Here is a 13,180-nt window from a genome sequence, read left to right on the forward strand (position 1 = left end):
GCAGAAGTAAACAAAAATGCCCGACCAGAAACCGGCCGGGCAAATAACGATGATGTTGAACAGAAATCCGTGCGGGACTATACTGCCTCTAAGGCTACCTGCGCAATGCGGTCGGCCACACGCTGCATCAGCCACATGGGCGTGCTGGTAGCGCCACAAATCCCGACAGAATTGGCCCCCACAAACCATTCATCATTGATATCCTGGTCGTTTTCGACGAAGTAGCTGCGCGCGTTCGTTTGGTTGACTACCGAAAACAGCGCCTTGCCGTTGGAGCTTTTGCGCCCACTCACAAACACTACTACATCGTGCTCCACGGCGAACTTTGCCAACGCAGGCTCGCGGTTGCTTACCTGCCGGCAGATGCTGTCGTTGGCATCGAAGCTATCGAGGCTGCCCCCGGCGGCGGCAATGCGGTTCTCTATCAGCTGCTTCATGCGGTAGAAGCCGGCAGTGCTCTTGGTCGTTTGGCTAAACAGCGTAACGGGGCGGGCAAAGTCGATTTGGTCGAGGTCGGCTTCGGTCATCACGATTAAAGCGCGGTTGCCGGTTTGACCGGCTAGGCCAGTAACCTCAGCATGACCCGGCTGCCCGTAAATGACAATCTGGCCCTCGTGGCGGCGGCTGACGTCGTAAGCGTGCTTTACGCGGTTTTGCAGCTTAAGCACCACCGGGCACGAAGCATCAATCAGCTCCAGGTTGTTGCGCAAAGCCAGTTCGTAGGTCTCGGGCGGCTCGCCGTGGGCGCGTATCAGTACTTTGCTATCGTGTATCTGCTGAAGCTGTTCGCGGTCGATGATGCGCAGGCCGCGCTGGTGCAGGCGCTCCACTTCCATGCGGTTGTGCACAATATCGCCCAGGCAGTATAAAGTTGACTCGTTCTCCAGCTCATCCTCAGCCATTTGAATGGCGAACTCAACGCCAAAGCAATAGCCGGAATTTTTATCGATAATGATGTTCATGACAGGGAAAATATTTCGGCAGTTGTAGCTGCAACTTTAGTGCCCTAACTGGCCGCCGACAGCGCCAGACCTTGTTCATCTTTTTGGCATTTAGCCGGGTAAACTCATGTGTACTACGAAGATTAGCACAAAAAAATGCCTCCCAAAACGATATAGTTTTCCCTAACCCAACTTCTAGGCCCACGGAGCCATTACTACCTCAATATCTTTTAGGTACGGTAGGCCGTGGGGGGCTTTTTTTCATCGTTTGGCACTGCTAGGTCGCCAACCGCTGCTAGCGAAAATAGCGTAGCCGATACACGCTCCAGCACGAAATCTACCTGCTCATCAATAGTAATATGCGTGGTATCGAGCATTATGGCATCGGTAGCACGGCGCAAAGGGCTTTCGGCGCGGGTCGAGTCGAGGTGGTCGCGCTTGGTGAGGTTTTCGATAATCTCCTCCACTTCCACCTGCTCGCCATTTATAGCCAGCTCCTCCTGCCGACGCAGGGCCCGCACGCGGGTTTCGGCGGTCATAAATACTTTCACCTCTGCATCCGGAAACACGGTTGTGCCGATGTCGCGGCCGTCCATCACCACTCCGCGCTTGCGGCCCATGCGCTGCTGCTGGCTGACCATGGCGTGGCGCACGGCCGGAATCACCGACACCTCGCTTACAGAGTTAGAGATATACATCTGACGAATCTCATCTTCGCGGATTTCGCCGTCCAGACACAATTCATTTCGCCCCGTGCGGCGGTTGCGCTTAAACGAGATGTGCATATCGTGCAGGGCCTGCTCGATACGGGGCAAATCATCGAAAGCGATTTTATGTTCGAGCAAATACAGGGTCACGGCCCGGTACATGGCGCCTGTGTCAATGTAGGCATACCCTAACTCGGCGGCTACGGCTTTGGCGGTAGTGCTTTTGCCGCACGAAGAGTAGCCGTCGATGGCAATGACGATTTTTCTCATGGGGAAGTCGTTCGGCGCGGGGGCAAGGGGACGGGAATCCAGGTTCGACGACGTGGTACGGCAGCCGCGGCTAAGCGGGTGGGCACAGACTGGAAGAGTACCATTACGCACTCCGCCGCGCCCTGCTCCAGTTGCCGCTCCACGTAGCTGAACGGATTGATAAAGGTACAACCAGCTATCTGTATGCCGACCAGCCCGGAGGCGTCGCGGTGCCAGTGGCCCCCAAAGCTACGGATTATGCACTCCCCCAAAAAGCACCCCAGCGCATTTACTGCTCCGGTTAAGGCTTCCTGCTTAATACTAGCTCGCTCACGGTCAATGAACTCAGCGAGCTTTGACACCGCTACCCCGTCAAAAGAAGAGAAGTTTAAATTTTGCCGCACGGCTTCGGCGGCGCTTCGTAGTTCTCCCATCGCAGAAAAAACGCAGCATCCGGTAACTGACGTGAGTAAGGTTCAAAATGAAAACTACCGGATTAGTCAAGTTTTAAATCTACGAGAGAAGAAAATAATATTTAAGGGAAAATATAGTAATTAAATCCAAGTTTTACGAGGCAATTCCGCTTCCAAACGGTCCGGAATCTGCTCAAAGAATGTCATTACTGAATCAGCCAAGCCATGCTTTAGCTGCTGCCCTACCCGGTAAAAGGGATTCAGAAATAGCTTGTTACGCAAGCCAATGCCCGTAGTGCCATCTGGGCCAGTAGCCCACTCACCCTGGTAAGTTTGCGCGATGCACTCACCCAGAAAGCAGCCCAAAGCATTTATTACGCCTTCACGGCTCGCGGCGGGCAATTGGGCGCGCTGCCCTTCGATGAAGTCGGAGAGGCGCTGCACACCGGCGGCATCGAAGCCATTGACCTGCAATTGTTGGCGCACGGCATCAGCGGCAGCGCGGAGGGCGGTGAGTGGGTTTTGCTCGGGGGGCATTTTTGGAAGGCGTTAATTAGAAAGTAATCTACCGAGCATCCCCCATTCGTGGACGATGGTTCATGCTTTCCCAGTTGCTAGTTAGTACGACACTGTTGCTCAAAGGCTATTGACGGAAAATATTAGCGGCTTCCTCGTAGCTGACCTGCTCAATTTCCCTTTTAAAGAGGTACGCATAGATGATTCGCTTGAAATCATCCGGTCCGACCAATCCGGCTCGAATACGTTGGCATAGCAAGGGATTATCGACAAAAAGCGTCGATGCATGTTGTGCAAAGGCGCTTTGTTCATAGGGTAATCCTACAATAGCCAACTCAGGTGACATCCGTAGCAGCCAGATGTTCAAGTGCCCAACAGTATTGTGGCTCCGCATCAATTGATCATGCTGCAAGACTTGAATTCTTCCAGTAAGCATCACTCGAAAGAATTCTGCTTCGCCGAATGGTTTTTCATTTGGCGCGCCTACCATTGCTACCTGTCGCACCACAGCGAAGCTATCAGTTCCAATGGTGAATCCTTGCAAGTCAGCTGTTTGCAAGTTTATTGGATCGGCTTTTCCTTGCTCAACCTGAACAACGTTACGTTCCAAATCCTGCCATACACGTAATTTACCGCCGTGTCGAGACCCGTCTAGCAGCGTGTAGAACCCAGGCTTGAACTTACCTATGCTCGTTACTTGCATAAACTTGGCATGCCTCCCCTGGCTGTGAGCAACAGTACTTGCTAGAAGTAGCACAACAACCAGCATTAATTTGCCGGCGATGCGCAAATGGCTCATTTGTATCAGCATTAGCAGTCGTGCGTGGGGCAGGGCATGCGGCCGCCTTTGCTTTGGCGCTTGAAGGCTTTGGTTTTCTTTTGCTGGGCTGTGCGCTGAGCGCAACCGGCCATGGGAGCCACGGCAGAACCGGTCAGTACTGCGGCCAGCAGCAAGGTCAATATCTTTCTCACGAGACGAATTTGGCAGGGATAATTAACCAAATATAAGGTTCTTTACCCGTCCGCCGGCCTGGGGGGCAAATTCTGAACCCTCTACTTTCCTGCCTTATGCCCGCCGAATTTAGCCTGCGCGCCAACGTTATTGATCTGTTTGCCAACACCATAGCTCCGGCTACTATATATGTGGCTGGGGGCAAATTCAGCGCATAGAGCCCCTCTCCTCCCCCACACCCGATGCCACGCTGCCCTATGCGCTGCCTGGGTTTGTAGATGCCCATGTGCACGTGGAAAGCTCCCTGCTCGTGCCCGCCGAGTTTGCCCGGCTGGCCGTGGTGCATGGCACGGTAGCCACCGTCTCCGACCCCCACGAGATTGGGAATGTGCTGGGCACGGCGGGCGTGGAATATATGCTGGCCAGCGGGCGCACGGTGCCGTTCAAGTTCTGCTTTGGTGCTCCTTCCTGCGTGCCGGCCACGTCTTTCGAAACGGCTGGGGCGGTTATCTCGGTGCAGGATATTGAGCAGCTGTTTCAGAACCCCGAAATCGGCTACCTGGCGGAGATGATGAACTGGCCCGGCGTGCTGCACAACGACCCTGATGTAGCGGCTAAAATTGGGTTGGCCCAGCGCTACGGGCGCCCCGTGGATGGCCACGCGCCCGGCCTGCGCGGCCAAGATGCCCAGCGCTACGCCGCCGCTGGCATCAGCACCGACCACGAGTGCTTCACCGCCGACGAGGCCCGCGACAAGCTGGCCATAGGCATGAAAATCCTGATTCGGGAAGGCTCAGCGGCCCGCAATTTTGAGGCGTTGATTGATTTGCTGCCCGAGCACTACGAGAACATGATGTTCTGCTCCGACGACAAACACCCCGATACGCTGGTGCTGGGTCACATCAACCAGCTGGTTCAGCGGGCCGTAGCGCGTGGCCAGGATGTGCTGAAAGTGCTGCGCGTGGCTTGTTTGAACCCCGTGCTGCACTACAACTTACCCGTAGGCTTGCTGCGCGAAGGCGACCCCGCCGACTTTATCGTGGTCGACGACCTGGCTGATTTCCGGGTGCGCCAAACCTACGTGGGGGGCAAATTGGTAGCCGAAAATGGCCAAACGCTTATTCCCGCCGCGCCGGTATCGGTGGTCAATAACTTTCACGCCCAGCCATTTACATCCACAGATTTTCAACTATCCGCTCCGCAAAAAGCCCCCCAGACACAGTCAACCGAGATTCGCGTAATCGAATGCTTCGACGGCCAACTCATTACTGCCCGCCACAACCTGCCCGCCAGCGTTGAAAATGGCCTCGTCGTATCTGACGTAGCGCGCGACATACTCAAGCTCACGGTGGTAAACCGGTATGAAGCAGCGCCACCGGCAGTTGCCTTCATTACCGGCTTTGGTCTGAAGCGCGGCGCCTTAGCTTCCAGCGTCGGCCACGATTCGCACAACATTACCGCCGTTGGCACTGATGATGAGAGCATTGCCCGCGCCGTAAACCTGGTTATCGAGGCGAAAGGTGGCCTGGCGGCCGTGGGGGCAAATCTGAAGAGGTATTACTCCCTTTGCCCGTGGCCGGCCTAATGTCTGATCAAGATGGCTACCGCGTGGCCGAAGCTTACGCCGCCGTAGATGCGCTGGCTAAAGAGCTAGGCTCGCCCTTGGCCGCCCCGTTTATGACATTGTCATTCATGGCGCTGCTGGTTATTCCCAGCCTAAAACTCAGCGACAAAGGCCTGTTCGATGGCGAAGCGTTCCGGTTCGTGGAAGCGGTGGTGTAACAATCTGGTGCTCTACTCTAATCGACCGTCATGCAGAGCGGAGCGAAGCATCTTGCGTGTTTAGCGGGATTAGTAATCAGACCTCAGCATGCGAGATGCTTCGTCGCTGCTTCATGCGCAGAATGCTCTGCATGACAGGCGATATTATATCATTAACTACAAAAAAGGCCGCTGCACTTTCATGCAACGGCCTTTTATTAGAAGCCAATTCTTAAAGACTTACACCTCAGCGAAGCGCTTACTCATCAGCTTGTTCAGCTTCTCCTCAGTGAGTGGCTTGGCCAGGTACTCCACATCCGGGTATTGCGCCACGCGGGCGGTGTCGGCGGCGTGCATGGAGGTGGTAAGTACCGCCAGTACCGTGTGGGCCTTTACTTCCTCGGGCAGAGCGCTGTAGCGTTGCAAAAACTCAAAACCGTCCATTCCCGGCATCTTCAGATCTACAAAGACCAAGGCTGGCGTTTCGCTGGGCACTGGGTCAACGAGATTGCGGCCTTCGCCCCAGAAGAAGTCATAAGCCTGCTGAGCACGGGTGAAAACCAGCACGTTATCGGCCACATCGAGGCGGGTGAGCAAGCGATTGTTCAGAAAACAGGTGGTCTCGTTGTCATCCACCAGCACGATATTGCGCAGCTTTTTAGTCACGGTCATAAGTCTTAGTATTTCTATAAGGAGAACATTAAACCGGAAGCGGGCAATAAAGATATTTTTTCTTTACAGCCATCCTTGCTCCCGCATCCAGTCGTCGTTGTAAATTTTTCCTAGGTAACGCGTGCCGTGGTCGGGCAGGATAATTACCATGGTGTCATCTTCCTGCAAATGCTCACGAGCATACTCCAAAGCGCCGTACACGGCCGATCCGCAGGACCAGCCCACGAATAAGCCCTCTTCTTTGGCCAAGCGGCGCGTCATTACGGCCGCATCCTGGTCGGTTACTTTAATGAAAAGGTCGATCAGGTCAAAGTCGACGTTTTTGGGCAGAATGTCCTCCCCTATGCCTTCTGTTTTGTAAGGATAAATCTCGTTTTCATCGAAAATACCCGTCTCTTTATATTTCTTAAACACCGAGCCGTAGGTATCCAAGCCAATGGATACGAGGTTCGGGTTTTGCTCTTTCAAGTACTTGGCCGTACCACAGATGGTGCCGCCGGTGCCCACACCGCAAGCGAAGTGGGTAATCTTCCCATCCGTTTGGGCCCACAGCTCAGGGCCGGTGCCCTCATAATGAGCAGCGGTGTTTGAAAGATTGTCGTACTGATTTGGGTAAAAGGAATTAGGCGTCTCCGCGTTCAGACGACGGGCCACGGAGTAGTAAGAGCGCGGATCATCGGGAGCAACATCCACAGGGCAGATAACCACCTCTGCGCCCACAGCGCGCAGAATATCCTGCTTTTCCTTGCTTTGCTTGTCGCTCATTACAAAGATGCACTTGTAGCCTTTGCTGATGGCAGCCAGAGCCAGGCCCATGCCGGTGTTGCCGCTAGTACCTTCGATGATGGTGCCGCCGGGCTTGAGCAGACCTGCTTTTTCGGCATCTTCTACCATACGCACCGCCATGCGGTCTTTCACGGAGTTGCCTGGGTTAAAGTATTCAACCTTGGCCAGCACCGTGCCTTTGATGCCGTCGGCTACTTTATTGAGTTTGACCAGAGGAGTGTTGCCGATGGCTTCAACTATGTTATTCAGATACATACAGTTGGGTACGCAGAGTAGTTGGGTGGACCGCAAAGGTACGAATTTACCTTCTTAGCCCCGCGCTGCTGTTCATCACATGACTATAGACGAGCCCAAATCCTGACAGAGAAAGAGCCGTAAAGCGCCCTAATAAGGCATATGGGTTTCACAAGTAATCCGTTCAGCTGCTACCTTCCGGAAGGGAAGCGGCCGCGCGGCTTGCCTCCCCCCCAAAAAAGCCTACTTTTGCGCACCGATGACTTGCTAAGTCATTCCCCATTACCACCCTATATCGCATTTTCCTCCTAACCTTTCTCCTAATGAGCGTTCTGGTCAATAAGGATTCTAAAGTGATTGTGCAGGGCTTTACGGGCTCCGAAGGCTCGTTTCATGCTCAGCAGATGATTGAATACGGCACCAACGTGGTTGGCGGCGTAACGCCCGGCAAAGGCGGTACCACCCACCTCGACCGTCCCGTGTTCAACACCGTAGCCGAGGCCGTAGAGCAGGCTGGCGCCGACACGAGCATTATTTTCGTGCCCCCGGCTTTCGCCGCTGATGCTATTATGGAAGCCGCCGACGCGGGCATCAAAGTCATCGTGACCATCACCGAAGGCATCCCGACCAAGGACATGATTGCGGTAAAAGAATACCTGAAAGGCCGCGACGGTCTGCGCATGATTGGACCTAACTGTCCCGGCGTAATGACTGCCGGCGAGTGCAAAGTGGGCATCATGCCCGGCTTTATTTTCACCAAAGGCAAAATCGGTATCGTTTCGAAGTCGGGCACACTGACGTATGAGGCTGTTGACCAACTCACCAAAGCTGGCCTCGGCCAGACCACGGCTATCGGCATTGGCGGCGACCCGATCATCGGCACTACTACCAAAGAGGCCGTTGAACTGCTCATGAACGACCCCGAAACCGAAGGCATCGTGATGATTGGTGAAATCGGTGGCGGCATGGAAGCTGAAGCGGCCCGCTGGATCAGGGAAACCGGCAACAAGAAGCCCGTTGTAGGCTTTATTGCTGGCCAAACTGCACCTCCCGGCCGTCGCATGGGCCACGCAGGTGCCATCGTAGGCGGCGCCGATGACACGGCGGCGGCTAAAATGGCCATCATGCGCGAGTGCGGCATCCACGTAGTAGACTCTCCCGCCGAGATTGGCGACACGATGCTGCGCGTATTGCAAGGCGAAAAGGTTACCGCGTAGTTTCTTCGACTAAATCAACCATAAAAAAGCCCCCAGAAAGATTCTGGGGGGCTTTTTTATGGTTGACTGTTTCCCTACTTCTTTCCACTTTGCCCGCCTACATTTACAACTACACCAAAATTAAACACCGAGTTAGAGGCCTTTAAAAACTTCTGACTACGCAAGCCAAACATGCCGCCGCTGATCAGTTGAAGCTGCACCGGGCCGGCCAACTGCACGCGGGTGAAGGTGATAGGCTCGACAAAAACGTTGTCCTCGGGCGTGACAGCTATATTATCGACTCGTAAGTTGCTTAGTTCTAAGTAGCTCAGGCGCAAGGCTGTGCCGTACGAAACAGGAAAGTCGTTGCCGAAAAGGTGAAATGACTTCTTCTCTTTCGAGCTGTAGTTTACTTGAAGGAAATACTTATTTAGCTTGCCTTCTACCTTGCGCTCCTCGGTTTTAACATCATTCTCGGTTTTGAAATCGGTGCGCTTGGTGGAGCCGGCGCCGAGGCCCACGTACACCTCCAGCGCCCGCTTATCGGGGAGGCGGGTGAAGTAACCGCCGCCTATTTCGGCGAATCGGTGCTCCTCGGCTTTGCGTTTTTTATCGGTATTCAGCGTCGTGAACGTGCCGATGGCTCCGATGTGCTCGCCGATGGCGTAGGCCCCTTGCAAAGCGAGGTTGTTATCCAGATTAGTATGAATACCGCCGCTGAATTCGCCCTTCTGGGTGAGCAGGGGCACATTTGGCGGCGGAGGAAAGTACAAAGAGGTACATGCACCTAGCCCAGGCAGAACGGCAAGCAGGGCAAGGCGGCGCAGAAATCGGTTAGCCACAAGGCGGAAGTTATTGTTAAAGTTATGCAAGCCAGCAAACCGTTTATGGAATAGTCGGCTGCCAAGCTGAACCGTATAGGAATAGCTCTGGGGGCAAAAATAGCATTACCCCGCGCATAACTCGTCTTCCCGCTCTCTGATTTCCGTATTCTATGCCTGATTCCTATGATGTTGTGATAATTGGCTCCGGCCAGGCCGGCAATCCATTGGCTACTGCGCTAGCCGACGCCGGGCGAAGCGTGGCGCTGATTGAGGAGTATTTGCTGGGCGGTTCGTGCATCAACTACGGCTGCTCGCCGGTCAAAACCATGCTGGCCTCCGCTGAGCGCGCCCACCAGGTTCGCACCGCCGCCGGCTTCGGCGTACAAGCCAACGCGCCCCGCGTAGACATGGCCGCCGTAGTGGTCCGCAAGAATGAGGTGATTGGAGCCATGCGCGAAGGCGTACGCAGCAACCTCACCCAAGAGCGCCCCGGCATCACGGTGCTGGCGGGTCGGGCAGTTTTTACGGGCCCGCACAGCGTGCGCGTAGCCATGGAAAGCGGCCCCGAAAAGGAGTTGACCGCACCACTGATTTTTATCAATACCGGCACCCGCGCCGCCATTCCGGAGGTAGAAGGCTTAGCTGAAACTGGCTTTCTGACCACCACCGAACTGCTCGATCTGACGGAATTGCCTGAGCATCTGCTAATTCTGGGCGGCGGCTACATTGGGTTGGAGTTCGGTCAGATGTACCGGCGCTTCGGCAGCCGTGTCACTATTATTGAATCGGGCAATCAAATACTGGAGCACGAAGACGAAGACGTATGCACCGCCTTGCAGGAATTATTGGAGGCTGAAGGCGTTGAGTTTGTGGTCGGCGCTGAAGCTTACCGCACGACTAAAGGCGCTGGGGGGCAAATCACCGTCACGGCTCGCACCCGCAGCGGCGAGCGACGCTTGAGCGGCACTCACCTGCTCATTGCCACCGGCCGCACGCCCAACTCGGATAAGTTGAACCTGGCCGCGGCTGGCGTTCGGGTTGATGAAAAAGGCTACATCAAGGTAAACAGCCGCCTCCAAACCAACGTGCGCGGCGTGTATGCCCTCGGCGACGTGCACGGCGGCCCCAGTTCACCCATCTCAGCTACGACGACTACCGCATTGTCCGCGATGCGCTGCTGGGGGCAAATCGCGCTCGGCCAAGCAGCGCCCCCTGCCCTACACCGTCTTCACCGATCCGCAGCTGGGCCGCATTGGCTTATCGGAGGAGCAGGCGCAGGCACAGCAGATCGACTACCGCGTGGCCGTCATGCCGGTTTCTACCATTGGGCGGGCCCGCGAAACGGGCCGTCTGGGGGGCTTTTTCAAGGTCTTGGTCGATGCGAAAGACCAGATAATTGGGGCCGCCATCCTGTGCGCTGAAGGCGGCGAAATCATGACGATGCTGCAACTGGCCATGACCGGCAAGCTCAAATATCAGGTACTTCTGCAGATGATATTTGCGCACCCGCTTTGGGCCGAAGCCCTGAATAATGTGTTTGCGAAGCTGGGAAAGCCAAAAAAGTAAACGCCTCAGCCCTATCTTTTACTCAGGAGGCAAAAGCTGAGTCCGATCAGAAGTAAGAGTAAGACTTTTGTTCCTGCTCTACTTTACTCACGGGCAACGACACAATTACCTCAGTGTATTTGCCTTCCTGGCTTTCCACCGAAAGCGTGCCGCCATGGCCCTTTGTTACAATGTCGTAGCTGAGGGAGAGGCCCAAACCCGTGCCTTCGCCCGCGGGCTTGGTGGTAAAGAAGGGCTGAAATATTTTCGCCTGAATAGCTTCCGGAATACCAACGCCATTGTCGCGCACCCGCACCTTCACCTGCCCATTGCGGCGGCGGGTAGTTACCAGCACCTGTGGCTGATAGCCATTCTCATGCCGCGCAGCCTGTTGGCTAACGGCATAAAAGGCATTGGTGTACAGATTCAGCAGCACCCGCCCGATTTCCTGGGGCACTACCGGCACCAAGCCCAGATCGGAATCGAAATTGGTTGTGAATTTCACCTCAAAGTTGGGGTCTTTGGCTCGCTGCCCGTGGTAGGCAAGCCGCAGATTCTCGTCGCAGAGGGCATTCAGGTCCGTCAGCTGACGCTCTCCGGTGCTGGGGCGGGCGTGCTCCATCATGCCCTGCACAATGCGCGCGGCGCGGCCTCCGTGCTCCCGGATCTTGCTTAGGTTTTGCGCTAAATACGCCAGCAGATCTGCTTCCAGTGCCGCATCGCGGTTTGGGCTTTGTTGGGCGTTTCCAAGTTCACTGACAAGCTCAGCCGACACCTCCGCGAAGTTGGTCACGAAGTTGAGCGGGTTTTGAATCTCGTGCGCAATGCCGGCCGTGAACTCGCCCAGCGAGGCCATCTTTTCCCGCTGAATCAGCTGAGCCTGTGCCGCTTGCAGTTCTTCCTGCTGGCGTTGAAGCTGAGCATTGGCCCGCTGCTTTTCCTCATTGTTGTGCCAGAGCAGCACACTTAGTCCGGCCACTACCGCCAAAGCCACCAGCGCCCCAACCAGCAGCAGCTTCTGCTGCTGGCTCTGCTGCTGATTCAGCTGCTCATTGCGAGTCAGCAGCCGTATCTGCGACTGTTTCTTGTCCAGCTCGTAGGTGTATTGCAGCGCGGCCGTCCGCCGGACAATATCCTGAGTACTAAGGCTATCCTTGTAAGCCGTAAACAGCGTCTGGTAACGGTAGGCATCGTCGAAGCGGCCTAGCTGGGCACTGGACTGGGCCAGCACGTCGGCAGCATCGTGTATTACCTGTTTGGTGCCGCTACGCTGGCTGGCTCGCAGGCTGGCTCGCCCATATACCATTGCACTATCAGGCCGCCCAGTATGCAGGAAGGCTCGCGCAAAAATGACTTCGATAAGCGGAATGTTACCCACATCTTCCATCTGCTGCAGCCGACGCAGCCCAAGCCGCCCCACGGCGAAGGTCTCCTCGTAGCGCTCTAGGCGCTCGTTCATTTCCGCGCTGCGCAACTGCCCGAGCGTAACCAGCCGCTCATTGCCTGCTTCGTGAGCCAGGGCCATTTGCTTCTCAAAATGCTGGAGCGCTTCCAACCATTTGCCTTGGGCACCAGCTAACCTTCCCAGCCCATTCTGGCAAAATGCCGCGCCCTCCTTGTCGCCTGCTTTGTTAGCCAGCCTCAAACCGCGGTCTAAATACTGTTTTGACCTCTCGTACTCGCCCACAATCATACTCGCAAGTCCCAGCTGACTGTTCATCAGCGTCAGCCATTTCTGGTTTTGCATAGTCTCAGCCAAGTACAGCCCTTTGAAGCTATGGACCATAGCTTGGGTAAAGTCGCCCTGCCCATAGTACACAAAGCCAAGGTTATACAGACACGAAATCTGGTTAAGGCGGTCGTCGAGTTGTCGAAATAGCTGCTGAGCCTGTCGCGTATAGGTTAGGCTCTCCTTGTAATCGCCCCGGAAGCGATAGTAATACCCCAGTCCCAGCAGCGCCCGCGCCACCCCCGATTTATACGAAAGCCTCCGCGCCACCCCTAGCGCCTCCCGATAACTCGCTAAGGCTTTGCCGGTTGTCTTTTCTTTCTCCCCGAACGCTATAAGTTGGTTTACCCAGATTGTGTCGGAACGCAAATAGCTTCGCTCAGCCACTTGCAGCTGCTGGGTAGCCGTATCCTGCGCACCTATACCTACTGAAAGTACGCTCAGACAGCAGATGAACAGGAGCTTCTTCATACAGGCCAGCGCTTCGTGGGCCAATACTTACAGTACCGGCACAATCCATTACAAGATATGAATTGTACCAATACTTATAAAGACACAACAGTACAGAAGTAGCTGCTGATTCCACCCTGAAAACTATTTTTTGCTAAAAAGCCCCCAGTCGAGTAGCGGCTGGCCTGTAGTGTTCTGCTTAGTG

11 protein-coding genes and 3 pseudogenes are annotated in these 13,180 nt (G+C 55.2%); 4 read left to right on the forward strand and 10 right to left on the reverse strand.

Going from position 1 to position 13,180, the window contains the following annotated elements:
- Positions 1-77: 77 nt before the first annotated feature.
- From H9L05_RS03140 to H9L05_RS03165, 6 genes are all read right to left on the reverse strand, one after another.
- Positions 78-962: a 4-hydroxy-3-methylbut-2-enyl diphosphate reductase gene (locus tag H9L05_RS03140; RefSeq protein ID WP_187732997.1), complete on the reverse strand. Its 885-nt coding sequence runs from the start codon at positions 960-962 to the stop codon at positions 78-80.
- 209 nt (positions 963-1,171) lie between these two features.
- Positions 1,172-1,918: a (d)CMP kinase gene (cmk, locus tag H9L05_RS03145; RefSeq protein ID WP_187732998.1), complete on the reverse strand. Its 747-nt coding sequence runs from the start codon at positions 1,916-1,918 to the stop codon at positions 1,172-1,174.
- On the reverse strand, positions 1,915-2,331 hold the full coding sequence (locus H9L05_RS03150; RefSeq protein ID WP_187732999.1) for a hypothetical protein: 417 nt from the start codon (positions 2,329-2,331) through the stop codon (positions 1,915-1,917). The genes cmk and H9L05_RS03150 overlap by 4 nt, the downstream gene beginning before the upstream one ends.
- Before the next feature lie 120 nt (positions 2,332-2,451).
- Positions 2,452-2,847 carry a hypothetical protein gene (locus H9L05_RS03155; protein ID WP_187733000.1) on the reverse strand — a complete coding sequence of 132 codons (396 nt, stop codon included), beginning with the start codon at positions 2,845-2,847 and terminating at the stop codon, positions 2,452-2,454.
- A gap of 106 nt (positions 2,848-2,953) precedes the next feature.
- Positions 2,954-3,625, reverse strand: a complete 672-nt coding sequence (locus H9L05_RS03160; RefSeq protein ID WP_187733001.1) for a hypothetical protein — start codon at positions 3,623-3,625, stop codon at positions 2,954-2,956.
- A gap of 11 nt (positions 3,626-3,636) precedes the next feature.
- Positions 3,637-3,798, reverse strand: a complete 162-nt coding sequence (locus H9L05_RS03165; protein ID WP_187733002.1) for a hypothetical protein — start codon at positions 3,796-3,798, stop codon at positions 3,637-3,639.
- Positions 3,799-3,894: 96 nt separating this feature from the next.
- On the opposite strand from H9L05_RS03165, the pseudogene ade reads away from it, so the two are divergent.
- A pseudogene (gene ade, locus H9L05_RS03170) lies at positions 3,895-5,560 on the forward strand (adenine deaminase).
- 219 nt (positions 5,561-5,779) lie between these two features.
- Here ade and H9L05_RS03175 read toward each other — a convergent pair.
- On the reverse strand, positions 5,780-6,211 hold the full coding sequence (locus H9L05_RS03175; RefSeq protein WP_187733003.1) for a response regulator: 432 nt from the start codon (positions 6,209-6,211) through the stop codon (positions 5,780-5,782).
- A 66-nt stretch (positions 6,212-6,277) separates the two neighbouring features.
- A pseudogene (locus H9L05_RS03180) lies at positions 6,278-7,252 on the reverse strand (PLP-dependent cysteine synthase family protein); the annotation flags it as partial.
- A 302-nt stretch (positions 7,253-7,554) separates the two neighbouring features.
- Between H9L05_RS03180 and sucD the strand changes: the two are divergent.
- A complete protein-coding gene (sucD, locus tag H9L05_RS03185; RefSeq protein ID WP_187733005.1) occupies positions 7,555-8,448 on the forward strand; it encodes a succinate--CoA ligase subunit alpha in 894 nt (297 codons plus the stop codon).
- A gap of 74 nt (positions 8,449-8,522) precedes the next feature.
- On the opposite strand, the gene H9L05_RS03190 is transcribed toward sucD, so the two are convergent.
- Positions 8,523-9,200, reverse strand: coding sequence for a hypothetical protein (locus H9L05_RS03190; protein WP_187733006.1), 678 nt, complete (start codon positions 9,198-9,200; stop codon positions 8,523-8,525).
- A gap of 221 nt (positions 9,201-9,421) precedes the next feature.
- Between H9L05_RS03190 and H9L05_RS03195 the strand changes: the two are divergent.
- Both H9L05_RS03195 and H9L05_RS23015 read left to right on the forward strand, forming a co-directional pair.
- Positions 9,422-10,324 (forward strand): annotated as a pseudogene (locus H9L05_RS03195) (FAD-dependent oxidoreductase); the annotation flags it as partial.
- A 25-nt stretch (positions 10,325-10,349) separates the two neighbouring features.
- Positions 10,350-10,817, forward strand: a complete 468-nt coding sequence (locus H9L05_RS23015; protein ID WP_223284700.1) for a hypothetical protein — start codon at positions 10,350-10,352, stop codon at positions 10,815-10,817.
- A gap of 46 nt (positions 10,818-10,863) precedes the next feature.
- On the opposite strand, the gene H9L05_RS03200 is transcribed toward H9L05_RS23015, so the two are convergent.
- Complete coding sequence (locus H9L05_RS03200) at positions 10,864-12,996, reverse strand: ATP-binding protein (protein WP_187733007.1); 2,133 nt, start codon at positions 12,994-12,996, stop codon at positions 10,864-10,866.
- Between the last annotated feature and the right edge of the window lie 184 nt (positions 12,997-13,180).

The sequence above is a fragment of the Hymenobacter qilianensis genome (genome assembly GCF_014489555.1).
Taxonomy (GTDB): domain Bacteria; phylum Bacteroidota; class Bacteroidia; order Cytophagales; family Hymenobacteraceae; genus Hymenobacter; species Hymenobacter qilianensis.